The organism is Parabacteroides massiliensis, assembly GCF_900155425.1.
Classification (GTDB): domain Bacteria; phylum Bacteroidota; class Bacteroidia; order Bacteroidales; family Tannerellaceae; genus Parabacteroides; species Parabacteroides massiliensis.
On the sequence record NZ_LT700191.1, the window covers coordinates 396,932 to 423,767 of the forward strand.

A 26,836-nucleotide genomic window follows, 5' to 3' on the forward strand; every position below is an offset into this window, starting at 1 on the left:
GGCAAAGGAAAGAACTCAGGCTGAAAAAAACGATAAGGGATCAATCAAAAACATATAAAAATCGTTCTACCACCTTCTCCCGATGGAAAAGTGGTAGAACGACCTTACACTTTCAGCTGCTTTTCTTCCAAGAGAAAAGCAAGATCATTTTCTTAACTGCCGTATGCCGTAATACAACAGGCGAAGTACGACCGACAACCCGTAAAAGCCACATGTGATGAGCAGCATCCACGGTAATTGTGTCCAAAGTTCGGACCAACTTGTACCGTATGCAATGATAGAAACGATATTCATCAGATAAGCAAGCACGATACAAACACAGAATATCTTAATTTCCGTTTTTTGTCTCTTTACAGATAATACGATGTCTTTCATACTCATGCGAAATTTAGATACGGTATTTTATATTCATCCGGGAAAGTAATCACCCGTCCTTCATCAATCGCCTGCAAACCCAACAGCCCCAAGACAGAAGAATAATAAGCCTCTTCTACCAAATCAGGAACCGGTTTACCGGTAATGGCCGCTTCACAAAAAGCCGTAACCAGCTCGACGGAGCCGTCTCCGGATGCTCCGACCGAGGACTGCCCGCTGATGCTCGTCACTTTATCCATGATCAGATGTCCCTTGTTTACCGATGCGGTTTCCGGCACCCAGCTCGGACCGGCGAATGAAACATTATCGAAGATCTGATGCTCGATCTGATTGATCAGCTGCATGATTCCGGGAGCAGGTTCGACATCCTCAAAATAATATTTTCCCTTTTCCGGTTCCATCGTTCCCTTACTTCCCAGAATTTCCTCTTCAAGGCCGTAAAACTTATTGGCGATCATGGATTCGTACGTCATCTTCACACCGTTCGGATAATGATAAATCAGGTTGATGCTGTCATACACTTCGCGGCCATCCTTCCAATAGACGATATCTCCCATACCGGCCACCTTTTCGGGTAGCATCCGGAGCGCCCAGTTTCCGACCTGCAACTGATGGGTAGCCAGTTCCGTCACCAAACCGCATGAATATTCCTTATATAAACGCCAATTGATCTTACGCTCCAAGTCGGGAGATGGGACGGGACGGCGCCAGTCGTTATTACGGAACCAATACGCCCGTATCGAATTGATCTCGCCCAACAATCCGGCATGGATCATTTCCATGGCCTTTATATATTTCGGATCATACAAGCGTTGCTGGCCTATAAACATCACTTTGCCGGATTCTTTAAATACATTATACATATCCAGGCAATCCGAACAGGTCATCGCCATTGATTTCTCGCAGAACGTATGCTTGCCCGCATGCAACGCGTCTATTGTGATATGTGCATGTTCATACAACGGGGTTGCGATCATGACAGCCTGTACATCTTTGTCTTCCAAAAGTTTCCGGTAGTCGTCATACGTCTTGGCTTTCGGATAGAGAGCCGAAGCCTCTTTCAGATGGGGAGGATAATTATCACACAAGGCTACCACATCGGCATACGGTATTGTCTTCAGATTATTCAGGTGGTACTGCCCGCGTGAACCTGTACCGATAAATCCGATCCGTACTTTTTCCTTTGCGATCTGTACCTTATCGTCGGCACTACAGGACTGCAACCAGGGAAATGCAGAAAGCAGCGCACCGCCTCCGCCAATCATTCCCAGCTCCTTGAAGAAGCCCCGTCGGCTTAAATTGACTGAATTCTCATCATTTTTCATAACTTATATACATGTTTTTCATAAATATCAAAATGAGATGCGATTACCGGGATACGTTCATCATCGGCAATCATAAAGGCTGTTGTCAGAATCTCCGCCACGACCGGATCTTTTGCCACAACCGACACCATTTTCTTTTCATCCACGAATGTTCCCGTATGCGGGTTCACAATGTGGCGCGGATGGGAAGGCATATTTCCCGATGTCGATAGCGAACTGTCACACAATTTCAAATCGGCAATCCGCTCCTTCGTAAACGGATTGTCAAGGCCAACCGGCCAATATTCGCCGCACGGATGCGTACCGACCGCCAGAACCGAACTATTTCCGAAATTAATAAGGGCCTTTGCGATTCCGTTCTCTTCCAACAATTCCCGTATTTTTGCAAGCGCATATCCTTTCCCGTACCCGCCGAGATCGATGTGTAAAGATTCGGAAAAGAAAAAAATACTTTTATCTTCCTCCGTCAACAATACCTGGTTGAATCCCTGCAAAGTTATATCAAAATATCCTTCCGTCAATTCATTATAGCGCTTGCAGTCCTGCAATATCTCCCAAAGTTCTTCTCCCACCGTCACCGGATAATGTCCGGCTTCCCGGTTAACAAACGAGACTTCGCTCTCCGGATCGAACCGGTTCAGCATCTTATCCAGCCGCCGCACTTCCGATTCGATCTTTTCCCAGACCGTACCAAGAAGACGGGGGTCGCCACCGACCATCAAGATGTCGAACTGCGTTCCCATCACCGACGACATAGATCCATGGAAAAGCCCGGAAGCCGCATAGTAGTTAGAATAAGACATAAGCCATTTGTTATTTTTACACGGTACATAAAGAGGTGTGCGTACACACGTTGCAAATATAGGGGATTTGTTCGTTTCGCAAGTAGAATTAGGCAACCTTTTTCTCAAAAGGTTGCCTAATTAGCGTTTATTTTCGTTTAAAACATTTACAACTCAACCTTAGCCAAACAGAATTCCGGATTCACAACAATGGCATAAACATCGTTTCCGCCCGGCGTTGCCCCGATTCGGAGCGTAGGCATCTTTAAATCCTGTATTTGCAGGAGATTCCCTTCATAATCATATACAAAGATGGTTTTCGGAAGCTTCGTCTCGTCCCGGCCGATAGTCGATTCGTCAACCGGGTCCGTTTTATAGTCGCGTTGCAACGTGACTATATAATCTTTTGTCCATACGACTTGGGCCATATTCATTTTTGTCATATCCGGTTTGATCTTATTTCCGGTTTGCCGGTAAGTTTGTTCTCCCCTTTTTTCCCACAAAAGTTCAAAATTATCTCCTTTCTTTTGATAAGCCGCCATATAATTAATGTTGAACGGAGCGTAAAGCAGCAATCCTTTATCCGGCTGATAAGCCAAAGTTCCCTGCACTACATCGAACAAGTTTTCTATTTCTTCCTCAAACAACGGTTTACCGAAATGCTTTCCTTTATAAAGAAACGATTGCGCATTCATCGGATCGAAAGCAAGCAAATCCTCAGGTGTGACGGCGATCAGCGGCATTTTTCTAACAGTTTCTTTTTCTTCTTGCTTGAGTAAAGCCGGACGGCCCAATTTCAAGTTGTCCATCGAATAGGTATGCAACTGGTTCTTGTTGATATCACCCACCAGAAGCAAGTCGTTGTCAGCCACACAATATGTTGCCATCGAAAACTCTCCGGGAGCTTGCCCACGCCGGACACATTTGCCTATCTCCTTATAACTCTTTTTATCAATTATATGCGCTTGTTCTTCTTCTCCGAACGGATCCGTCCAGATCAAATAATTGTCCGAGACGAATACTTCGCCGGGAAAATCCGTGGTGATATCATCATAAACAATCGTAACAGCCGCATCTTTATACACCACCTCATGCGCCGATGGAGAACAAGAGACAAACAAAACGGTATAAATCGCCAAAAGAAGAGAATGGAAATAGATTTTTTTCATAACGTTGAACTTTAATTGTTGATTAGCAACAAATATACTTCTTTTTTCCATGGATCACCCTATAGCTGTCATGTATGAACTTATTGTCTTTTTTTGACCTTATTGTAATAAACGCATGAATACCCATTGGTCCAAATCGAAACAGCCTGGCATATATTTTGCTTTTCTATCCCGTTTATTTCAAATTACCCTTGCATGTAATATTTTTTAATAAACACATAAATCTGCAACCAACTAAATATCAACGACATAATCATTTATTGGTTTTCAGGAGGGCATATTGTATTTTTCTACTTGAAAAACAGGTTTTATCGCGCATCAAAAAAGTTGCCTATCAAGATCATTTTGATGTTGCCGACGCTGAAAAAAGGAACCTGCCATTCGTTTATTACAAGATAAACGCTTACATTTGCATTTAAAAGTATTATCTAAAATCTATGACTCCTATGAGTACACAAATAAGCAAAAGCCTGATGGCGCTTTTCTTTTTAGGAATGATCGTAGCCGGTTGCAACACCAACACCAAGCAAACGGCCGATAATGACATCAAATTTGATTCTATCCGGGTGGATAGGACCTACCATCTGCTGGATAATCCTGATAACCCCAATTGCAACCTGCAATTGAACTTCACCTATCCCACCCAATTTCCCGATAAAGAGATTCTGAAAAAGATACAGAATGACTTCGTCCTCGCCTACTTCGGCGAGAATTACGAGGGCCTGCCTCCCGAAGAGGCGGTCGCCAAGTACACGGAAGATTATCTGAACAACTATAAAGAACTGGAAACCGATTTCAAGACGGAGTTGGAAAAGAAAGACGATCTGCCGGTCGGAGCCTGGTTCTCTTATTTCGAAATGTCGTCGGATGAAATCGCCTACAACCAGAATAACATCCTAAGTTATACCGTAAGTTTTGAAAACTATACAGGCGGTGCACACGGTTCGCATGCTTACAACAACCATGTGATCAACCTGAAAACAGGCAATGCGATCACGGAAGAAGATATTTTCATCGAAAACTTCCAGGATAGCCTCGCACAGATATTAATCGATCATATAGCCAAACAAAACAAGGTGGAAAATCCGAAAGACCTGGAAAACATCGGTTTCTTCAGTGTCGAGGAAATCTTCCCGAACGGAAATTTCCTGGTCGATGGAGACGGTATCACATACACCTTTAATGAATATGAGATCGCCGCCTACGTGGTAAGAGAAACAAACGTATTCTTGCCTTACGCGGAAATCCAATATCTATTGAAGAAAGACAGTCCGATATATCAATTGACAATTGAGAATTGACAATTTAAATATAATAAAAATCCTATACATATATCTATGGATAACAACGCAACACTTCTCCCCCAATTATCAATTGTCAATTCTCAATTGTCAATTCTAAAGAACTATTTTCCGGAACTGACCGATACACAAAAGGAACAGATAGAAGCCTTGTTTGATTTATATTCAGACTGGAATTCCAAAATCAATGTTATTTCACGCAAAGATATAGAGAATCTGTACCTGCACCACGTGCTCCATTCGTTAGGCATCTTGAAGATGCTGAAATTCAAAGAAGGATCGAATATCATGGATATCGGTACGGGAGGAGGTTTTCCCGGCATACCTCTTGCGATCCTGCTTCCCGAAGTAGAGTTCCATCTGGTAGACAGTATCGGAAAAAAGATCAAAGTCGGACAAGCCGTAGCCGAAGCGATCGGCCTGAAAAACGTCACCTTCCGCCATTGTCGCGCCGAAGAGGAAAAACAATTATTCGACTTTGTCGTGAGCCGCGCCGTCATGCCGCTGGCCGATCTGGTAAAAATTGCTCGTAAGAATATAAAAAAGGAACAACAAAATGCACTTCCTAATGGTTTGATTTGCTTGAAGGGAGGAGAGTTGCAGCATGAAATATTGCCATTCCGCAAACAAGCTGTCAGCCTCAACCTGAGTGACCATTTTAAAGAAGAATTTTTCCAAACTAAAAAAGTTGTTTACGTACCGTTATGATTACTATAAAATCGTTCGAGTTCAATTATTTCCAGGAAAACACATTCCTGCTATATGATGAGACACGCGAAGCCGTGCTGATCGATTGCGGTTGCTGTCGCAAGGAAGAGGAAAAGGAACTAACCGACTTTATCCTTGAGAACAAATTGACATTAAAACATTTGCTCTGCACGCATCTGCATGTGGACCATGTATTCGGAAATGGTTTTATCCATAAGACATACGGTTTGGGCCCCGAAGCGAACAAGCTTGATGTAGAAAAACTGCCCTCTCCGGACGAACAAGCCAAGCTGTTCGGGCTCCGTCAGCATGTCGAGAACGTTCCGATTGAAAAATATATCGTAGGAGGCGAAATCATCAAGTTCGGCACATCCGAACTTCAAGTGCTGACCGTTCCCGGACATTCGCCCGGAAGTGTCGCTTTCTATAACCAAAAGAACGGTTTTGCGATTGTCGGCGATGCATTGTTTGCCGGGAGCATCGGCCGTACGGATCTCTGGGGAGGGAACCAGGAAGTATTGGTTGCCGCCATCCGGGACAAGCTCCTCTCGCTTCCCGACGAGACAATAATCTATCCGGGACACGGACCGGAGACAAGAGTCATTGATGAGAAGTTTAATAACCCCTATTTATAATTGACAACTAAGAAAAAATTCAGAAATCATAATTCATAATTCATAAATCATAATATTATGGACACAAATAAATTTGTAAACCGCCATGTTGGTATTTCGGCTGAGGACATTCCTTCCATGCTGCAAGCCATCGGCGTCAAATCGGTTGACGAGTTGATCGATCAGACCATCCCGTCCGATATCCGTTTGAAAGAGCCGCTTAACCTTCCCGAACCCATGACGGAACGTGAGTTCGCAGAGCATATCTCGGAGCTGGCATCCAAGAATGAAGTCTTTACTTCCTACATCGGAATGGGCTGGTACGACACGGTTTGCCCCGCGCCTATCCAGCGTAACGTATTTGAGAACCCGATTTGGTACACTTCCTACACTCCGTATCAGGCAGAAGTTTCACAAGGACGTCTGGAAGCATTATTGAATTTCCAGACTGTCATTGCAGAACTGACCGGCCTGCCGTTGGCTAATTGTTCCCTGTTGGACGAAGCGACAGCCGCAGCCGAAGCGGCAACCATGTTCCACGGAAGCCGTAGCCGTGCGCAAGTGAAAGCAGAAGCCAACACGTTGTTTGTCGATGAAAACGTATTTGCCTCTACACAGGCCGTAATCAACACACGTATGATTCCGCAAGGCATCAAGGTGGTTACGGGCGATTACAAGACATTTGAATTTACTCCGGACGTGTTCGGGGCAATCGTCCAGTATCCGAATGCCGACGGTTCGATCGAAGATTATAAAGAATTTATCGTGCGTGCCAATGCCGGCGGAGCACGTGTCGCCGTCGCCGCCGACCTGATGAGCCTTGTCCTGCTGACTCCTCCTGGAGAATGGGGAGCAGACGTCGTGTTCGGAAGCAGCCAGCGTTTCGGTATCCCGATGTTCTACGGCGGCCCGTCTGCTGCATTCTTTGCAACGAAAGACGAATACAAGCGTTCCATTCCCGGACGTATCATCGGCATTTCCAAAGACGCCTATGGACATGCTGCTTATCGCTTAGCTTTGCAAACACGCGAACAACATATCAAACGTGAAAAAGCGACTTCCAATATCTGTACCGCTCAAGCCCTACTGGCCACAATGGCAGGCTTCTACGCCGTTTACCACGGTGCCGAAGGATTGAAGAACATCGCCGGCCGCATACACGCTTCTGCCGGTTTCCTGGCTGGAGAACTGGAGAAGTTGGGCTACAAGCAATTGAACAAAGACTATTTCGACACGCTGAAAATCCAATTGCCGGAACACGTATCCGTCAATGCCCTCCGCGAGATCGCATTGGAATGCAAGGTGAACTTGCGTTATTTCGAAGCCGGACAGGTCGGCATCAGCTTGGACGAGACAACCGGACCGACCGATCTCGGCGTATTGCTGTATATTTTCGCCGGAGCAGCCGGAAAGGATTACATGCTGAAAGAAGCTGTTCCTGAAAAGACGTATTTCGACCCGAAATTCACCCGTACTTCCGAATTCCTGCAAGAAGACGTATTCAAGAAATATCATACAGAAACGGAGCTGATGCGCTACATCACCCGCTTAGGACGCAAGGATGTTTCATTGGCCCAGTCCATGATCTCCTTAGGTTCTTGTACGATGAAACTGAATCCGGCATCGACCATGCTTCCGCTCAGTCGTCCGGAATTCATGAATATACATCCGTATGCGCCGGAAGACCAAGTCGAAGGGTACACGGAACTGATCGAGAACTTATCGGCTTACTTGTGCGAGATCACCGGATTCAAAGGCTGTACGTTACAACCGAATTCCGGGGCCGCCGGCGAATATACAGGTCTGCGCGTAATCCGGGCTTACCTGGAAAGCATCGGACAGGGACATCGCAACATCGTCCTGCTTCCTGCCTCTGCCCACGGTACGAATCCGGCAAGTGCGATCCAGTGCGGTTTCACGACCGTTACGGTAAAATGTGACGACAAGGGTAACATCGACTTGGAAGATTTCCGTGCAAAAGCCGAAGCCAACAAGGACAACTTGGCTGCCAGCATGATCACCTATCCATCCACTCACGGTATCTTCGAAGTGGACATCAAGGAAATGTGCGACATCGTTCACGCTTGCGGCGGTCAGCTGTATATGGACGGAGCCAACATGAATGCACAAGTCGGCCTGACCAATCCGGGTACCATCGGAGCAGACGTCTGCCACCTGAACCTGCATAAGACTTTCTCTTCTCCTCACGGCGGCGGCGGTCCCGGCGTAGGTCCGATCTGCGTTGCCGAGCATCTCGTTCCGTTCTTGCCGCAACATCCGGTATTGTGGGGCAACGACCTGAACACAGTCTCCGCCGCTCCTTACGGCAGTGCGGGCATTCTGCCGATCACATATGCTTATATCCGCATGTTGGGAACAGAAGGGTTGGAGACGGTCACCAAGACTGCAATCCTGAACGCAAACTATCTGGCGGCTAAATTCAAAGACACTTACGGAATCGTTTATACAGGTGCCACAGGCCGCGTCGGTCACGAACTGATCCTGGAATGCCGCACCGTAAAAGAACGTTCGGGCATCGATGAAGGCGACATTGCCAAGCGTCTGATGGATTTCGGCTACCACGCACCTACTCTTTCCTTCCCCGTCCACGGCACTCTGATGGTCGAACCGACCGAGAGCGAAAGCAAAGCCGAACTGGACCGTTTCGTCGAAGTTATGGAATGTATCTGGAACGAAATCAAGGAAGTGGAAGAAGGCAAGGCTTCGAAGGAAGACAACGTTTTGAAGAACGCACCTCATCCGGAATACGAAGTTACGGCCGATGAATGGAAACACGAATATCCGCGTAGCAAGGCCGCCTTCCCGTTGGATTGGTTGCATGACAGTAAATTCTGGGTGAATGTAGCCCGTGTGGACAATGCGTATGGCGACCGAAACCTGATCCCGACACTTTGCGCATGCGAAAATTAATATAAACCCGTATAACGCAAACGGCACGACGATGCAGCTCTTATTTTCTCACCTGCATTCTCCGCCGTTTGCGTTATTTTTTTCAATAACAAACAACAAATTCTATGAACACGACAACTAAAGAGAAAATCAAATTCAGTAAAGCCTTTTGGGTAGCAAACACTGTTGAACTCTTCGAACGTGCCGCGTACTACGGTGTTTTCATCGTAATCACCCTCTATCTCAGCCGGATCCTCGGATTCAACGACATTCAGGCCGCCGGTATCGCCGGAATCTTTTCCGCCTGCCTCTACCTGCTCCCCACGTTTGCCGGAGCCCTTGCCGACAAGATCGGTTTCCGTAACTCCATGTTAATCGCTTTTACCCTACTCACGTTCGGGTATTTGGGATTGGCCGTCTATCCGACCTGGCTGCAATCCGCCGGATTGGTGCAATACGGAACGAGCACCACGTTTACGGGATTGTTGGAAAGCAACCTTCAATATGGAATTATCCCGATCATGATTCTGATCGTATGTGGCGGCGCCTTCATCAAGAGCGTGATTTCCGGAACGGTAGCCAAAGAGACGACTCCCGAAACCCGTGCCAAGGGGTTCTCCATCTTTTACGCGATGGTCAATATCGGAGCATTCTCCGGCAAGACGATAGTCAAACCACTCCGCGAAGCTCTCGGAAACGAAGGGTTTATCACGCTGAACTACTTCTCCGCTTCCATGACATTTCTGGCTTTACTCGCGATCTGGTTCTTCTACAAGAGCAACCAACACAGTGGTGAAGGAAAAACATTCAGCCAAATCTGGCAGGCACTAATCAAAGTATGTTGCAACGGACGTCTTATAACCCTGATCCTGATCATTACGGGATTCTGGATGGTACAACACCAGTTATATGCGACAATGCCTAAATACGTGCTCCGCTTGGCAGGCGAAGGGGCTTCTCCTTCGTGGTACGCGAATGTCAATCCGTTGGTGGTAGTGTTGACGGTCAATCTGGTCACCCAGTTGATGCGGAAGAGAACGGCTCTGACGTCTATGACTATCGGGATGTTCATCATGCCGGTATCGGCTCTATGTATGGCTTCCGGCAATATGCTGGACGGCAGTTCGACTATCCTGAGTATGCACCCGGTCGCCTTCATGATGGTGGTCGGCATTGTATTCCAGGGTCTGGCCGAGACTTTTATCTCTCCGCGTTTCCTCGAATATTTCTCTTTGCAGGCCCCGAAAGGAGAAGAAGGGCTTTATCTGGGATTCAGCCATCTGCACTCTTTCCTTTCTTCTATTTTGGGATTCGGGCTGTCCGGATTCCTGCTAAGCAAATATTGCCCTGAACCGACCCTGTTCAATACACACGAAGAATGGGTCGCGGCAAGCGCCCATGCCCATTACATCTGGTACTACTTCGGAGCAATCGCGTTGGTTTCAGCATTCGCCCTGATCATCTACGGACAGGTCGTGAAAAGGCTGGATGCAAGATAGGAGATATCGAAAGAATATGCTCAAAAAAACCTAAAGTGTGCAGATTCCAGACGAAAGTTCTTTGATATAAAGAATGTTTGATTACTTTTGCAGGTCAGTATTTAGAAGGTTAATATGAACAAATATCCAAATATAGAAATCTAATATTCCTATAATATGAGTTTAAAAATTATTGTATTGGCGAAACAGGTTCCGGACACGCGCAATGTGGGAAAGGATGCGATGAAAGAGGACGGTACTATCAACCGTGCCGCTCTTCCCGCAATCTTCAATCCGGAAGATCTGAACGCATTAGAACAAGCCCTCCGCTTGAAAGACGCCTATCCGGGAACTACGGTAACCCTGTTGACAATGGGCCCGGGACGTGCAGCTGAAATTATTCGTGAAGGTTTATATCGGGGAGCAGACGGTGGATATCTGCTGACCGACCGTGCATTTGCCGGTGCCGATACATTGGCAACGTCCTATGCGCTTGCCACGGCGATCAAAAAAATAGGCGACTACGATATTATCATCGGAGGACGCCAGGCTATCGACGGCGATACGGCACAAGTAGGTCCTCAAGTTGCTGAAAAGTTGGGATTGACACAGGTCACATATGCCGAAGAAATCCTGAACGTAGACGAAAAGAATCGCAACATCACAGTGAAACGGCATATCGACGGCGGTGTCGAAACCGTAGAAGGCCCGCTCCCCATCGTGATTACGGTCAATGGTTCGGCAGCCCCCTGCCGTCCGCGCAACGCCAAACTGGTGATGAAATACAAACGGGCATTGGGCGCCCAGGAAAAAGCCTCCGCTCCTGCCTGCCATCCGGAAGGTGCATCGGCACAATCATACTCCGAGTTGTATGAAAAACGTCCGTATCTGAATATTCCGGAATGGAGTGTTGCCGACGTAGACGGAGATCTCGCTCAATGCGGTCTGTCCGGTTCTCCGACAAAGGTGAAAGCCATTCAGAACATCGTGTTCCAGGCAAAGGAAAGCAAAACGCTGACCGGTTCGGACAAGGATGTGGAAGATTTGATTGTCGAACTGTTAGCTAACCATACGATTGGATAATTGACAATTAATAATTGACAATTGACAATCACATACGGTAAAAAAGATTGAACTATATGAATAACGTATTTGTATATTGTGAGCTTGAAGGTACGACGGTTGCCGATGTAAGCCTCGAATTGCTGACCAAAGGTCGCAAGTTAGCCAATCAGTTGAACTGCCAACTCGAAGCCATCGTAGCAGGTTCCGGACTGGAAGGGATTGAAAAGCAGGTGATGCCTTATGGTGTGGACAAGGTGCATATTTTCGATGCTCCGGGTCTGTTCCCATACACTTCTCTTCCTCATTCTTCTATATTGATCAACCTCTTCAAGGAAGAAAAACCGCAGATATGCCTGATGGGTGCGACAGTTATCGGACGCGACTTAGGTCCCCGTGTTTCTTCAGCCCTAACAAGCGGTCTGACCGCCGATTGCACCTCTCTCGAAATCGGTTCGCACGAAGATAAGAAAGCTGGTAAAACATACGAGAACCTGCTATACCAGATCCGTCCCGCTTTCGGTGGTAACATCGTAGCGACGATCATCAACCCCGAACATCGTCCTCAGATGGCGACCGTACGCGAAGGCGTGATGAAAAAAGAGATCCTGGATGCCGATTATAAAGGCGAAGTGGTCAACCACGACGTCGCCAAATATGTTCCTGAGACGGAATATGTCGTAAAAGTCATCGACCGCCACGTAGAAAAGGCCAAACATAACCTGAAAGGCGCACCGATCGTTATAGCCGGCGGCTACGGAATGGGCTCCAAGGAAGGTTTCGACATGTTGTTCGAACTGGCCAAGGAACTTCATGCCGAAGTGGGCGCCAGCCGTGCGGCCGTTGATGCCGGTTTCTGCGACCATGACCGCCAGATCGGCCAGACGGGTGTGACGGTCCGTCCGAAATTGTATATCGCTTGCGGTATCTCCGGGCAGATCCAGCACATTGCAGGTATGCAAGATGCCGGTATCATCATCTCTATCAACAACGACGAGAACGCTCCGATCAACACGATTGCCGACTACGTGATCAACGGCACCGTTGAGGAAGTGATCCCGAAGATGATTAAGTATTACAAACAGAACAGCAAGTAAAGAGATGGCAAATTATTATACAGACATTCCGGAACTCAAGTATCACTTGAACAATCCGATGATGGAACGTATTTGCGAACTGAAAGAACGCAATTACAGAGATAAAGAAGAGTTCGACTATGCACCGCAAGATTATGCTGATGCAATGGACTCGTTCGACAAAGTGCTTGAAATCACAGGTGAAATCACAGGCGATATCATCGCCCCCAATGCCGAAGGCGTGGACGAAGAAGGCCCTCATTGTGCAAACGGACGTGTGGAATATGCTTCGGGGACCAAGCAGAACCTGGACGCGATGGTGAAAGCCGGCCTGAACGGCATGACGATGCCGCGCCGTTTCGGTGGTTTGAACTTCCCGATCACACCGTACACCATGTGCGCCGAAATCGTGGCTGCCGCCGATGCCGGATTCGGAAACATCTGGTCGTTGCAAGATTGTATCGAGACATTATATGAATTCGGAAACGAAGACCAGCATAGCCGCTTCATTCCGCGTATCTGCGCCGGAGAGACGATGTCTATGGACTTGACAGAACCGGATGCGGGTTCCGACTTGCAATCCGTGATGTTGAAAGCTACTTTCGACGAGAAAGAAAATTGCTGGCGTCTGAACGGCGTGAAACGTTTCATCACAAACGGAGATGCAGACCTTCACCTGGTCCTGGCCCGTTCGGAAGAAGGCACGAAAGACGGACGTGGCTTGTCCATGTTCATCTATGACAAGCGTCAAGGAGGCGTGGATGTCCGCCGTATCGAAAACAAGTTGGGTATTCACGGTTCGCCTACATGCGAGTTGGTCTACAAGAATGCAAAAGCCGAACTTTGCGGAGATCGTAAATTAGGTTTGATCAAATATGTGATGGCGCTGATGAACGGTGCCCGTCTGGGTATCGCCGCACAGTCTGTCGGTCTGAGCCAAGCCGCCTACAACGAAGGATTGGCTTATGCGAAGGAACGTAAACAATTCGGTAAGGCGATTATCGAATTCCCGGCCGTTTATGACATGCTGTCTATCATGAAAGCGAAGCTGGATGCCGGCCGCGCATTGTTGTATCAGACCTCCCGCTATGTGGATATATACAAAGCGCTGGACGACATTGCCCGCGAACGCAAGCTGACTCCGGAAGAACGTCAGGAACAGAAGAAATATGCCAAACTGGCTGACTCTTTCACTCCGTTGGCTAAGGGTATGAACTCCGAATATGCCAACCAGAATGCATACGACTGTATCCAGATCCATGGTGGTTCGGGCTTCATGTTGGAATATGCTTGTCAACGCATCTATCGGGATGCCCGCATCACCTCCATCTATGAGGGTACGACACAGTTGCAGACAGTTGCAGCCATCCGCTACGTGACCAACGGTTCTTATTTGGCTACCATCCGTGAATTCGAAACAATCCCGTCTTCACCGGAAATGGACCCGTTGAAAATCCGCCTGGTTGAAATGGCCAATAAGCTCGAAGCCTGCATGAACAAGGTGAAAGAAGCCCAAAACCAGGAATTGCTCGACTTTGTTGCCCGCCGGCTGATGGAAATGGCTGCCGACTGCATCATGGCTCACCTGCTGGTTCAAGATGCGACGAAAGCTCCCGAATTGTTTGCAAAATCAGCTGTCGTATACTTGAATTATGTTGAAGCAGAAGTGGAAAAACACAGCAGCTTCATCCTGAATTTCAATGCCGACGAATTAGCAAGCTACAGACAATAATAATAGACATTATTGTTTTCCCATAAAGGAAAGAGGGGTGTGTTGACAAGGACACACCCCCTTTTATTTTATCAATGGCCATACGATCGATTACGGTAATTCATTTTGATGATGCCACAACCCCCATTGCATAATGCCGCGTAAAGATAAATATACCAGGAATGCCATCCATAAGGCGTGATTTCCCATTATCCCGAAAAAGAGGTAACAGATCAAAAAGAAAGAGCCGGAGGCGACCAGCATCGAATAAAGCATCAGGCGGGTAGCCGTCGCACCGATCAAGATGCCATCCCAAAGAAAGGCGGCAAAGCCGGCAAGCGGGACTGCCAGCACCCAATAGAAATAGATTCCGGCCTCTTGTATGACGTCCGAATCATCTGTCAGAAGAGAGAGAAAACCTTTTCCCCCTACCCCATAAAGCAGGGTAAACGAAAGGGACAGCCCGATTCCCCAACCGAACAACAGACGGATCATCCGGTCAAGGGCCGTTTTGTTCCGGGCACCGATATAACGCCCCGTCAAAGCCTCGCCTGCATAGGCAAAACCATCCATAATATAGGAGAAAAGCGTGAATAATTGCATCAGTAAGGTGTTAACAGCCAAAACGACATCACCCTGCCGCGCACCCATAGAGGTAAAAAAGGCAGTAACTGCCACCAAGCAAAGCGTACGAAAGAAAATATCCCCATTCACCCGGAAGAAACGACGCATGGCGGCCTTATCCAAAACCTCATGCCAACAAACACGAACATTCAGCCGCTTCCGATAAAATACCCACCACAAGAATACGGCCATCCCGAAGCCCCCATATTGGGCGATCAGTGTTCCCGTCGCAACCCCTGCCACCTTCATGCCGAACACAAAGACAAAAATCAGGCTCGCCATGATGTTCACTATATTTTGGGTGATCGCAATAAACATCGGGAAACGGGAATTCTGCATTCCGATAAACCACCCGGAGAAGCCATACAGCCCCAGCACAGCCGGTGCGCCCCATATGCAGATATTGAAGTACAAGGCAGCCAACCGCTCCACCTCATCTGTCGTATCCAAGAGGGAAAAAGCGAGTTCGCGTATCGGATATTGGAGCAGAAGCAGAACCAGAGAAATCAGAATCCCGACACCGACTGAGCGGTACAAAACCCTCGCCACCTCCCCGAGATCCCGTCTTCCCAAAGCCTGCGAGGTCATCCCGCTCGTTCCCATCCGCAAGAAACCGAACAGCCAGTAAATAATATTGAACAACATTCCACCTACCGCAATCGCCCCGATATAGGAAGCGGCACCCAAATGTCCGACAATCGCCACATCGACCAACCCCAACAGAGGAACTGTTATGTTGGAAACAATAGAAGGAAGTGCTAACTGAAGTATCTTTTTATTCATTATTTATCGTATCTAAAAAAACTATTCCTAATTTTGTCGGCAAAGTTACAGATTACTTATAAAATAACATGATTACACTTATGTTTCAATAACAAACAAAAACGCGAACCCTAAGTGATTGTAAAAAACGTTGGATGTTCGCATTCCCTATAAATCATACATTTACAGATTTATTTAGAGAATATGAACATTTATCATTTTTCTACTTTATCATTCGCAAAATTATAAGTTAAAAGTGTTATCAATAAAGCTTTTCATAAACATGGAGTCGCATCCTTTACGGATGCGTGGATTGAAACATGGTGGTTTAAATGACGAACCTGTAGAGGTAAGTCGCATCCTTTACGGATGCGTGGATTGAAACTAAAAAGTCTTTGACCTTAAAGACAAACCGTGGGTCGCATCCTTTACGGATGCGTGGATTGAAACCTCCTGTCGCGAATGAAGTCCCCGTATAGCCTTGTGTCGCATCCTTTACGGATGCGTGGATTGAAACTTGCCATTTATTATCATATACCACTCCTTTCGAGTCGCATCCTTTACGGATGCGTGGATTGAAACTTTGTTAAAAGTCAAATCCTGCAATTCCATATCAGTCGCATCCTTTACGGATGCGTGGATTGAAACCTGCCGTGCTAATGTGAATGAAGAAACAAGGCACGTCGCATCCTTTACGGATGCGTGGATTGAAACATTTTGCTGCCAACTCAAAGGACCAGGTAAAGATATGTCGCATCCTTTACGGATGCGTGGATTGAAACATCGTAATAAGTAAAAGAAGTCGTATCAGCCATGTCGCATCCTTTACGGATGCGTGGATTGAAACCATTAGACATAAAATTAAAAAAAAACTGCTGTACGTCGCATCCTTTACGGATGCGTGGATTGAAACGCCGGTTTGCAGAAAGAGCAGCGCAAGGCGAGTGTCGCATCCTTTACGGATGCGTGGATTGAAACATCGAGGCCTGCCATCAGCTGGTCTGTGATCAGTCGCATCCTTTACGGATGCGTGGATTGAAACTGTTCATTTGGCTAAGATAGTCGTATCGAATTGGTCGCATCCTTTACGGATGCGTGGATTGAAACCAACTGCCCGATCCACCCGAAATAGTGGCTGTCCGTCGCATCCTTTACGGATGCGTGGATTGAAACTCAGAGGGCTTCGGCCAATAAGTAATTGAATTGTGTCGCATCCTTTACGGATGCGTGGATTGAAACAGACGCAGGGACTGAAGGTTTGCAATGCGAGGGGTCGCATCCTTTACGGATGCGTGGATTGAAACAGCGCGTTGTCGTATAGCGGCAGCACACTAAGTAGTCGCATCCTTTACGGATGCGTGGATTGAAACCTAACTTGCAGCCGGGGCAAATCCCATCCACACAGTCGCATCCTTTACGGATGCGTGGATTGAAACCGTTTCGTCCGGCGAATTGTCGAGACCGTTTTCTGTCGCATCTTTTACGGATGCGTGGATTGAAACGTGTCGGGAATCCGGGTGGAGAGCATCGGCAGGCGTCGCATCCTTTACGGATGTGTGGGTTGAAACATCTATACGCTTGATCTCTCAAACGGCGCAGGGGGTACGTCCTTTGCGGATATAATTATTATAATACTTTTGTAAGAAGATTGATTAGAATATTTGTTTGTTAAAGAATAAAATATATCTTTGTGGATAGGAGTTATAAAGAGACCTTATAACTCAAAGCATAAACACCTTATATTACGTTAACCTAAACATATGGTATATACAAATAAAGAATACTGTCTTGAGGTTAAAGGAAGCATGGCCTGCTTTACCCGTCCGGAGATGAAAGTCGAAAGAGTTAGCTACGACATAATAACGCCTTCTGCTGCCCGAGCCATTTTCGAATCTATATTTTGGAAACCAGCCATACAATGGAATGTTACCCGAATAGAAGTCTTAAATCCAATCAGATGGTTTTCCATGAAAAGAAATGAGGTTGGAAGTTTAATGAGTCCCCGTTCATCCGGGTTATTCATCGAAGATAATCGGCAACAAAAATCCAGTTTGCTACTAAAAAATGTTTGCTATAGAATTTTTGCAGAGTTGGAATTTATACCTATAAGAAATAGAGCAAAAGAAAATAAATTGAAAGTGGCATCAAAGTTCTCTGACGAAAATCCAGGCAAATATAATGCTATGTTCGAACGTAGAGCTAAAAAGGGGCAATGTTTCAATCAACCCTATTTAGGTTGCCGTGAGTTCTCCGCAGATTTCACATACATCGAAAATCCGGTAAAAGGAGACGGAATACCTGAAGATCGTGATTTAGGATATATGCTATATGATATGGATTTCACAAACGAAAAAGATCCAAAGCCAATGTTCTTCAGGGCCATAATGAAACAAGGAGTCTTGATCGTTCCATCCATTAACAGTGAGGAGGTACGCCGATGATTTTGCAAGCATTATACGAATACTACCAGCGTAAAGCTGCTGATCCGGGGAGTACCATTGCTCCCCATGGATTAGAATGGAAAGAAATACCTTATCTTATTCTGATAGATAAAAAAGGGAAATTTTTAGAACTACAGGATACCACTGAGGGGGTAGGAAAACAGAAACGAGCAAAAAAATATCTGGTTGTCAAAAGTAAAGGACGTCCCGGCAGCAACAGTTGGCAAACGGCTAATGTCTTTTGGGACCATTTCGGATATGTGTTAGCCCAACCTAAAAATACGAATGATAAAGGAATGCCAAAAGCACTGGACGATGCCGCTAAACAAAATAAAACCTTTATTCAGGAAGTCAGACGGCTTGCCGAAATGTATCCTTCCAATGAAGAGATTCAAGCAGTAGCCAAATTTTACGATAATCCTGATAATCTTCAACGTATAAAAATGGACCCTTTATGGGAAGAATGTATCAAAAAAGACGGGACAAACATCTCCTTTAAAGTAGCAGGAAACAATACTATCGTGGCTGCAAATCCGGATGTAACATCATCCATAGAAGACTGTTCCGACAAAGATGAACCAACAGGGATATGCCTCATCACCGGGAAAAAGGCTCCGATAGCCATACTCAATAGTGCCATAGCCATACCCGGAGGTAAGAGCGGAGCTAAACTGGTTGGCTTTCAAAAGAAATCAGGTTACGATTCTTATTATAAAGAGCAAGGTATGAACGCACCTATTTCAAAAGAAGCGGAAGCTGCTTATACCACAGCTTTAAATTCTTTATTGGGAAAAGATTCCTCTAACAAATATCGCTTGCATGACACATCCGTTGTTTTCTGGTCTCAGAAACCGACAAAGTTAGAGCAATGTTTCTGTTTCATATTTACATCTCCTCCCAAAGATGATCCGGATAAAAACACGGAAGTTATCAGAGACTTCTTGAAGTCCCCATTCTCGGGAGTATTGAATGATGAGGACAAAACTCCCTTTTACGTATTAGGTTTATCTCCTAATGCCGCCCGTATCTCCGTTAGATTCTGGCGACAAGGAACAGTAGGCGAATTTGCCAGTCACATCAGACAACATTTTAAGGACTTGGAAATCATTAAAAGCAAGAATCAAAGAGCCTATTTTTCTTTATTCAACTTACTGACCCAAGTTGCGTCCTTAAATAAAATGGAAAATCTGCCTCCCAGTTTAGCCAGCGATTTAAGTCAAAGCATATGGGATAACCAACCCTATCCGACCACATTGCAGATGCAATGTCTGATACGAATCAAAGCAGACCGAAATATAACGTCGATAAGAGCCGCTATACTCAAAGCCTACTTAAATAGAAAATTCAGAAATCATAATAATCCACCTAAAGAAATTCAAATGGCATTAGATTTAGAAAATAAAAACCAGGCGTACTTATGTGGCCGCTTGTTTGCTATCCTTGAAAAGATCCAGAGTGATGCTATCCCAGGAGCAAATTCTACGATCAAAGAGCGTTACTATGGTGCAGCGTCGACAACCCCGACAACTGTATTCGGCCGCTTGTTGTCTTTATCCAGACACCACCTTGCAAAATTTGATATCGGGAAATCTGTTTATTATGAAAAATTATTGCAAAGTGTTATCACCAACCTGGATAGTAACGGGTTACCTAAGTATTTATCGATGGATGACCAGTCCCGTTTCGCAATCGGTTATTACCATCAAAGAGAAGATTTATATAAAACAACAGACAAAGAAAAAAATTAATAGTATACAAATATGGAAACTGCAATAAAAAATCGTTATGACTTCATTTATTTATTTGATGTACAGGATGGTAATCCGAACGGTGATCCCGATGCCGGAAACTTACCCAGAGTTGATCCGGAAACAGGAGAAGGTCTGGTTTCCGATGTCTGCCTGAAACGTAAAGTCCGGAACTTTGTCCAAATAGTAAAAGGTGGAGAAAGACCGTATGATATATTCATTAAAGAGAAAGCGGTATTGAATAATCTGATCACTGAAGCGCATAAACAGGAAGGGGTTAAAGATATAAAAGAGAAGGGAGATAAAACAGAGGCTGCCCGGCAATGGATGTGCAGAAACTTTTATGACATAAGGACATTTGGAGCCGTACTAAGTACTGGTGAAAACGCCGGACAGGTTCGTGGGCCTATCCAATTTACTTTTGCCCGTTCCATCAGTCCGATTGTTACCGCCGAACATAGTATAACCCGTATGGCTGTGGCTACGGAGGAAGAAGCTAAAAAACAGAGTGGAGATAACCGCACTATGGGACGTAAATTTACAGTTCCTTACGGACTATATAAAGCTAACGGATTTATTTCCGCTCATTTAGCCGCACAGACCGGATTCAATGATGAGGATCTGAACTTATTCTGGGATTCATTGAAAAACATGTTCGATCATGACCATTCAGCAGCCAGAGGAATGATGAATGCCCGCAAATTGATCGTATTCAAACACAGTACCGCATTAGGTAATGCTCCAGCTCATTCTTTATTCGGTTTAGTGAAGGTTCAACTCAAGGATGACCAACGCCCACCCCGTTCGTTCGACGATTATATTGTTACCATCGACAAGGATAAACTGCCGGAAGGAGTAGAAGTTTTGGACATGATATAGTTATCCTTGTTTTTATCCGTATCTGAAAAGTAAAAGAGATCAAAGAATCAGGCTTTAGTTGCTGAGTCCTCCGATACATTAAGAGGTATAGAGGGAGAAGCCGCTACAACTTATTTCTCTGTATTTAACCAGATGATCATATCGCAACGTGAGGATTTTCCTTTTAACGAGAGGAACAGAAGGCCACCTAAAGACAAAGTAAATGCCCTATTGTCATTCGTTTACACATTGCTGAATCATGAGGTACAATCTGCATTGGAAACAGTAGGACTTGATCCATACGTAGGTTTTTTACATACCGATCGACCTGGAAGAGCGAGTTTAGCATTAGATATGATGGAAGAGTTACGAGCCTACTTAGCAGACAGGTTGGTTTTGTCTTTAATTAATCGTAAACAGATATCCGGTAAGGGTTTTGTCGAACACGGAGATAACGGGATTGTAATGGATGAAGATATCAGAAAAGAGGCGATGCTTTTAGCTCGTTTTTTGAGAAACGATTTAGATAATTATCCGGTCTTTTTAATGAAGTAAGTTTATGTATGTTCTAGTTACATATGACGTAGAAACGATGACTTCCGACGGACAGCGCAGGTTACGTCAGGTAGCACGTCAATGCCTGAATTATGGCCAACGCGTCCAAAATTCCGTTTTTGAATGCTCTGTCTCGCCTGCTCAATTTACCGAGTTAAGATTAAAACTATTGGATATCATCGATCATAAAAAAGATAGTATCCGTTTCTATTTCTTGGGAAATAATTATTCTAAAAGAGTTGAATACATAGGCGTCGTCACATCCTATAATGTAGAAGACGAACTTATAATATAACTGTTTGCGAACATTAAGCATTAGCAAAAAGCTGAAGGTTTCGCAATCATTGATTATTAACCTATTAAACACACCTATTAGTTTTATTTCATCAATAAAGAATCCAAAAAGTTTATTATCGCATAAAGGCATTGATAACAGACTGTAAATGTTAGCATTATTTGCAATGCAGTCGTACCTTATATAGGTACGTGGATTGAAACCACAGTGGGACTTTCTGCATCTTTATCGTCCTCGTCGTACCTTATATAGGTACGTGGATTGAAACTATATCGGCTTTAGTATTATCCGGTTATCAGGAGTCGTACCTTATATAGGTACGTGGATTGAAACATCAGCCCGTGCTCGCCGTACTTCGCGTTCAGCGTCGTACCTTATATAGGTACGTGCATTGGCCAGAAGTTGATACACGTGTCATAGCCGTCGCATCCTTTACGGGTGCGACGGTAGTGTTATTGTTGCAATTCAGACACATTTCAATCCAAACGCACTATTATAACCAACTCAATCTGTAACACCTATCGCACCAACAGTAGTTCCTCTACCCAAGCACCGTCCAAAACCAATCCGGCTCGTTCATCATAACACCTTCCATCTTCCAATATAAAAATCCCAGCATACTCTCCCACTGTTCCCTGTTTACATAACTGTTCGAAATCCCATTTTCTAATGGACACACTATACTGCTGTAGCTTACGTAACAACCAAAATTCCGGGCCAATCCGCTTCAGTTCTTCCAGTAAGGTTGCGCCATCACCATAGCCGACCAAGATGGATACCGAGTCTTTATCGTCTATCAACCGGAACTTCTCTGCAGCAGTTGCAAACATAAAGTGCATTTCTGCAAAACCTTTATATAACAGACCTTTTATATCAGCCTTATCAAAGGTGTTACAATTGCCATAGAATAAGCTGAAATATTGAGCCATACACTCCGGAGAAAACAAGTCACTCCCATCGGAAACAGACAGTATCTCCCGCAAAGCAGCCGCTCCCTTTCCCATCAAACCACGCAAAAGAGTATTCTCCAAATTAAAGACAAAAACCTGACCCAATTTACCCACATGATTCAATTTGCCTTCCCGGTTACATCTTCCTGCCGCCTGTATGATTGAATCCAGACCGGCAAAAGCACGGTATACTACAGGGAAATCAATATCTACCCCGGCTTCAACCAACTGCGTACTTATCACACGGACAGGTTCATTGTCCTTCAATTTCTGTTTGATCAATTTTATAACTTCCATGATATGCGCGGAACACATCATACGCGACAAATGTAAAGTTCCTTCAGGCATTCGCCGGTAAAGCTCTCGCGCGTCCTTACGAGTATTTACAATACATAGCACACGATCATACCCCGACAGCTCGTCGGCAAGTTCATCGAAGTTAGTGGTTGTGCCTGGTTTCGGCCAATGCAGCTCCACCCGTTTAAAAGCCTCAAACAAATTATCATGCACAGAAGTAATTTCTGTCACGGGAGTTTTCAGTCCGTCAAAAGCCTCCAGCCCAGTTCCGATACGACCGGAAAAAACGGGTAATGTGGCCGTAGTAAACAAAATGCTGGCTTTAAAAGAGGCTTGCAAGCTCTGCAAAACATCCAGTATGGGGTGCAAAAACTCAACCGGCAACATCTGCGCCTCATCCAGAATAACAACAGAGTTACAGATATTATGCAATTTCCGGCATCGCGAAGTGCGGCAAGCATACAACGATTCAAAGAACTGCACATTTGTCGTCACAATGATCGGAGCATCCCAATTTTCCGTTGCCAGCAAAGAAGGGGATCGTTCGTCGTCATTATCCTGTTGCAAATTACTATGATGCTCCACCACATTCTCCGCTCCGAAAATATCCCGGAGCACGGCAGCCGTCTGTACAATAATACTCGTATAAGGGATAACGATAATAATCCGTTTTTTTGTGTAACGAACAGCATGGAGGAGCGCCCAAGCCATCGACGCCAATGTCTTTCCCCCACCCGTCGGAACTGTCAGGCTAAAAAAGCCGGGAAGGCTCTCGGCCATCTTCCGGCAACGGGACAGGATAGCCGCCCGCTTCTCATTGATGAAAGAAGCAGGCGCATTTGCCGTAAGCGATTCCATATAGGCATCAAACCGATCCTTCAACGTTTCCATAGAATCATATTGCCCACGCCTGGCGGCCTGTTCCGGATGCATAAACCGCTCCGTATCCAAGTAGTCGGCATCAACCAGGCAAGAGAACAACATGCGAATCCATTGATGTATATCCTTCTCAAAATCACCAATCAAAGGCTGGTCTAACGAAGCAACCACCTCTTGCATCTCTACCGGTGCATCTTTCAGCATCTCCTGGTAACAATCTATTTTAGATAGACGTCTATTCAAATTGGCCTCCCCGGAAGAAGTCCAGTCCAGCAATCCCGAATGATGTCCGGCTATACAATAAGCCAATGGAGGATAATAACCCGGCAATTTTTCTCTCGCCAAAATCGCCCCAGCCGAGGAATGGTCGGGTTTATCCACCACTTTCTGTTCCACCGCCATGCCGGACACGCTACGGATATAAGGTTGAAAACTATTCTTTGTATATTTCCCCATATCATGCCACCAGCCATTCTGCTTTCCCCAAGCCGCTGCCCCGAAAACAGATGCAAACGATTCGCTCAACGCGGCCGTACCGACTGAGTGTTCCTTCACCGTCTGTATCCGGAAAGTGCCTTCCTCCACTCTGACATGTGCTATAAAATCTTGTTCTTTCATCATTTCATATAACAATTTTCCACTATCCATTCGCCATTTACAATAGCGACTTATAAATAGCTATATAATAAAACATTACTTCATTGCAAATGGCAAATATTTTTGTCAGCTTGTATCTTACCGCCATCCTGTCTCAGTATTATCGCGTCTGTGCTAAAGGTATAAAATATAACAGCATAAACAATAGTTATTCATAACATCTTTCATTCAGATAAAAAACGAAGGCTGCGGGATTCACATCCGGCAGCCTCCTACACTAACTCTTAACTTTAACCAATGAAAAAACAATAATCTACTTTATTTAGTTTTTTAGTGAAGCGATTGCGGCTTCGTAATTCGGTTCATTACTCCAAGTAGGTATATCCATACAAACCGGAACGATAGTTGGAAAGGAACTCCTTGCCTTCTTCAACCGAGATCTTGCCTTCCTTTACAGACTTGGTCACCCAGGTTTCCAACGTCCTCACCAGCTTTTTGGGGTTATACTGAACGTAGTCGAGCACTTCGGCAACCGTTTCTCCATCGATGACCTGATCGATGTTATAGCCCTTTTCGTCGACCGTTACATGCACGGCATTCGTATCGCCGAAGAGATTGTGCATGTCTCCCAAAATTTCCTGATATGCTCCCACCAGAAAGACACCGATATAGTAGGCCTCTTTTCCTTTCAGCGAATGTACCGGCAGATCATGTGAAACATTGCGTGTCGAAATAAAGTTGGCAATCTTGCCATCCGAGTCGCAAGTGATATCCTGCAAAGTCGCCGTCCGATCCGGCCGTTCGTCCAACCGTTGGATAGGCATGATCGGGAAAATCTGATCGATCGCCCACGAATCCGGTAAGGACTGGAAAAGCGAGAAATTACAGAAATACTTATCGGCCAAGAGCTTGTCCAGCTTGCGAAACTCATCCGGAGCATGTTTCAGTCCGGACGCTATCTGGCTAATCTCACGCGTCACCGACCAGTACAAACGTTCGATCTGGGCACGGGTCTTCAAATCGACAATGCCGTGGCTGAACAGGTCCAATGCCTCCTCGCGTATCTGTTGCGCATCATGCCAGGCTTCCAACATACGGCTTTGGTTCAGCTTATCCCAAATCTCATACAATTCATGCACAAGCTCATGGTCGGTTTCGCTCACTTCGAAGTCTTCGTCCATTTCGGGGAGCGTGGCCGTTTCCAGCACCTCAAATATCAAAACGGAATGGTGGGCCGTCAGCGAGCGTCCGCTCTCCGTTATGATATTCGGATGCGGGATGCCATTCTTGTCGCTGACATCGACCAGGGTGGAAATGGAGTCGTTCACATATTCCTGGATGGAATAATTGACACTGCTCTCGCTATTGGAGGACCGGGTCCCGTCGTAATCGACTCCCAGGCCGCCGCCTATATCCACAAACTCGATGTTGAAGCCCATCGCATGCAATTGGACATAGAATTGCGACGCTTCGCGCAAAGCTGTTTTTATACGGCGTATCTTGGTCACCTGGCTGCCAATATGGAAATGGATCAGCTTCAAGCAATCCGCCAGGTCTTTCTTTTTCAAAAAGTCGAGCGCCTCCAGCAACTCGCTCGATGTCAGGCCGAACTTGCTGGCATCTCCTCCGCTCTCTTCCCATTTGCCGCTACCGGAAGAGGCCAGCTTGATGCGGATGCCGATATTCGGGCGGACATTCAGTTGTTTGGCCATCTTGGCGATCAGAACCAACTCGTTGATCTTCTCGACAACCAAAAAAATCCGTTTACCCATTTTCTGTGCCAGCAGAGCCAGTTCGATATAGCTTTCATCTTTATAGCCGTTGCAGATGATCAGAGAATCGGAATCCGTGTTGACCGCAATCACCGCATGGAGTTCGGGTTTGGAACCGGCTTCCAATCCCAAATTGAACTTCTTGCCATGGCCGATGATCTCTTCCACCACCGGACGCATCTGATTGACTTTTATGGGATAGATAATGAAATTCTGCGCCTTATAACCATATTCATCAGAAGCCTGCTTGAAGCAGTTCGCAATCTTTTCTATACGGTTATCCAGAATATCCGGGAAACGAATCAGTACAGGAGCCTCCACATCCCGTAATTGCAACTCGTCGACCAGCTCCCTCAGATCTACACCTGCGCCGTCTTTACGAGGAGTTACCACTACATGACCTTTGTCATTGATACCAAAGTACGAAGTACCCCAACCTGTTATGTTGTAGAGTTCTTCTGAGTCTTCAATACGCCATTTTCTCATCTCTTTTTCAGTGCAAAAAACACATTTTTGTATTTGGAATAAATAAACAGATATTGTTTCA

19 protein-coding genes, 1 pseudogene and 1 CRISPR repeat array are annotated in these 26,836 nt (G+C 45.7%); of the genes and pseudogenes, 13 read left to right on the plus strand and 7 right to left on the minus strand.

Annotated features, from left to right (window positions below; genetic code table 11):
* Nucleotides 1-144 precede the first annotated feature (144 nt).
* The 4 genes from BQ9893_RS12660 to BQ9893_RS12675 all read right to left on the minus strand — a co-directional run bounded on the left by BQ9893_RS12660 (nucleotide 145) and on the right by BQ9893_RS12675 (nucleotide 3,651).
* Nucleotides 145-375, minus strand: a complete 231-nt coding sequence (locus tag BQ9893_RS12660; RefSeq protein ID WP_075967369.1) for a hypothetical protein — start codon at nucleotides 373-375, stop codon at nucleotides 145-147.
* A 2-nt stretch (nucleotides 376-377) separates the two neighbouring features.
* On the minus strand, nucleotides 378-1,700 hold the full coding sequence (locus tag BQ9893_RS12665) for a Gfo/Idh/MocA family protein (protein ID WP_075966364.1): 1,323 nt from the start codon (nucleotides 1,698-1,700) through the stop codon (nucleotides 378-380).
* Complete coding sequence (locus BQ9893_RS12670; RefSeq protein WP_075966365.1) at nucleotides 1,697-2,503, minus strand: FAD:protein FMN transferase; 807 nt, start codon at nucleotides 2,501-2,503, stop codon at nucleotides 1,697-1,699. The genes BQ9893_RS12665 and BQ9893_RS12670 overlap by 4 nt, the downstream gene beginning before the upstream one ends.
* A 146-nt stretch (nucleotides 2,504-2,649) precedes the next feature.
* Nucleotides 2,650-3,651, minus strand: a complete 1,002-nt coding sequence (locus BQ9893_RS12675) for a hypothetical protein (RefSeq protein ID WP_139322608.1) — start codon at nucleotides 3,649-3,651, stop codon at nucleotides 2,650-2,652.
* A gap of 446 nt (nucleotides 3,652-4,097) precedes the next feature.
* Between BQ9893_RS12675 and BQ9893_RS12685 the strand changes: the two genes are divergently transcribed.
* The 8 genes from BQ9893_RS12685 (at nucleotide 4,098) to BQ9893_RS12720 (ending at nucleotide 14,532) form a co-directional block, all read left to right on the plus strand.
* Nucleotides 4,098-4,952, plus strand: coding sequence for a DUF3298 and DUF4163 domain-containing protein (locus tag BQ9893_RS12685; RefSeq protein WP_075966368.1), 855 nt, complete (start codon nucleotides 4,098-4,100; stop codon nucleotides 4,950-4,952).
* Between the two features lie 36 nt (nucleotides 4,953-4,988).
* Nucleotides 4,989-5,660: a 16S rRNA (guanine(527)-N(7))-methyltransferase RsmG gene (rsmG, locus tag BQ9893_RS12690; protein WP_081415461.1), complete on the plus strand. Its 672-nt coding sequence runs from the start codon at nucleotides 4,989-4,991 to the stop codon at nucleotides 5,658-5,660.
* Nucleotides 5,657-6,295, plus strand: a complete 639-nt coding sequence (locus BQ9893_RS12695) for an MBL fold metallo-hydrolase (RefSeq protein ID WP_075966370.1) — start codon at nucleotides 5,657-5,659, stop codon at nucleotides 6,293-6,295. The genes rsmG and BQ9893_RS12695 overlap by 4 nt, the downstream gene beginning before the upstream one ends.
* A 57-nt stretch (nucleotides 6,296-6,352) precedes the next feature.
* Nucleotides 6,353-9,205: an aminomethyl-transferring glycine dehydrogenase gene (gcvP, locus tag BQ9893_RS12700; RefSeq protein WP_075966371.1), complete on the plus strand. Its 2,853-nt coding sequence runs from the start codon at nucleotides 6,353-6,355 to the stop codon at nucleotides 9,203-9,205.
* Nucleotides 9,206-9,309: 104 nt separating this feature from the next.
* Nucleotides 9,310-10,683, plus strand: a complete 1,374-nt coding sequence (locus tag BQ9893_RS12705) for an MFS transporter (RefSeq protein ID WP_075966372.1) — start codon at nucleotides 9,310-9,312, stop codon at nucleotides 10,681-10,683.
* Between the two features lie 156 nt (nucleotides 10,684-10,839).
* Nucleotides 10,840-11,745, plus strand: a complete 906-nt coding sequence (locus BQ9893_RS12710; protein WP_075966373.1) for an electron transfer flavoprotein subunit beta/FixA family protein — start codon at nucleotides 10,840-10,842, stop codon at nucleotides 11,743-11,745.
* A gap of 56 nt (nucleotides 11,746-11,801) precedes the next feature.
* Nucleotides 11,802-12,821, plus strand: a complete 1,020-nt coding sequence (locus BQ9893_RS12715) for an electron transfer flavoprotein subunit alpha/FixB family protein (RefSeq protein ID WP_075966374.1) — start codon at nucleotides 11,802-11,804, stop codon at nucleotides 12,819-12,821.
* A gap of 4 nt (nucleotides 12,822-12,825) precedes the next feature.
* Entirely contained in the window at nucleotides 12,826-14,532 is a 1,707-nt protein-coding gene (locus tag BQ9893_RS12720) for an acyl-CoA dehydrogenase family protein (protein WP_075966375.1), read from the plus strand.
* A gap of 90 nt (nucleotides 14,533-14,622) precedes the next feature.
* Here BQ9893_RS12720 and BQ9893_RS12725 read toward each other — a convergent pair whose 3' ends face one another.
* On the minus strand, nucleotides 14,623-15,918 hold the full coding sequence (locus tag BQ9893_RS12725) for an MATE family efflux transporter (protein WP_075966376.1): 1,296 nt from the start codon (nucleotides 15,916-15,918) through the stop codon (nucleotides 14,623-14,625).
* Between the two features lie 267 nt (nucleotides 15,919-16,185).
* Nucleotides 16,186-17,465: direct repeats of the CRISPR family, unit length 32 nt; unit sequence GTCGCATCCTTTACGGATGCGTGGATTGAAAC.
* A gap of 192 nt (nucleotides 17,466-17,657) precedes the next feature.
* Between BQ9893_RS12725 and cas5c the strand changes: the two genes are divergently transcribed.
* From cas5c to cas2, 5 genes and pseudogenes are all read left to right on the plus strand, one after another.
* Nucleotides 17,658-18,338, plus strand: a complete 681-nt coding sequence (gene cas5c / locus BQ9893_RS12730; RefSeq protein ID WP_075966377.1) for a type I-C CRISPR-associated protein Cas5c — start codon at nucleotides 17,658-17,660, stop codon at nucleotides 18,336-18,338.
* Nucleotides 18,335-20,086 (plus strand): type I-C CRISPR-associated protein Cas8c/Csd1, encoded by a 1,752-nt coding sequence (gene cas8c, locus BQ9893_RS12735; protein ID WP_075966378.1) that lies wholly within the window; start codon nucleotides 18,335-18,337, stop codon nucleotides 20,084-20,086. The genes cas5c and cas8c overlap by 4 nt, the downstream gene beginning before the upstream one ends.
* 12 nt (nucleotides 20,087-20,098) lie before the next feature.
* On the plus strand, nucleotides 20,099-20,965 hold the full coding sequence (cas7c, locus tag BQ9893_RS12740; RefSeq protein WP_075966379.1) for a type I-C CRISPR-associated protein Cas7/Csd2: 867 nt from the start codon (nucleotides 20,099-20,101) through the stop codon (nucleotides 20,963-20,965).
* A 33-nt stretch (nucleotides 20,966-20,998) separates the two neighbouring features.
* Nucleotides 20,999-21,499, plus strand: a pseudogene (gene cas1 / locus BQ9893_RS12745) (CRISPR-associated endonuclease Cas1); the annotation flags it as partial.
* A gap of 4 nt (nucleotides 21,500-21,503) precedes the next feature.
* On the plus strand, nucleotides 21,504-21,794 hold the full coding sequence (gene cas2, locus BQ9893_RS12750; protein ID WP_075966380.1) for a CRISPR-associated endonuclease Cas2: 291 nt from the start codon (nucleotides 21,504-21,506) through the stop codon (nucleotides 21,792-21,794).
* A gap of 518 nt (nucleotides 21,795-22,312) precedes the next feature.
* Here cas2 and BQ9893_RS12755 read toward each other — a convergent pair.
* The gene (locus BQ9893_RS12755; protein WP_075966381.1) at nucleotides 22,313-24,541 is read right to left on the minus strand and encodes a CRISPR-associated helicase/endonuclease Cas3; all 2,229 of its coding nucleotides are present in this window, start codon (nucleotides 24,539-24,541) and stop codon (nucleotides 22,313-22,315) included.
* A gap of 341 nt (nucleotides 24,542-24,882) precedes the next feature.
* Entirely contained in the window at nucleotides 24,883-26,775 is a 1,893-nt protein-coding gene (gene speA / locus BQ9893_RS12760; RefSeq protein WP_075966382.1) for a biosynthetic arginine decarboxylase, read from the minus strand.
* Nucleotides 26,776-26,836 lie beyond the last annotated feature (61 nt).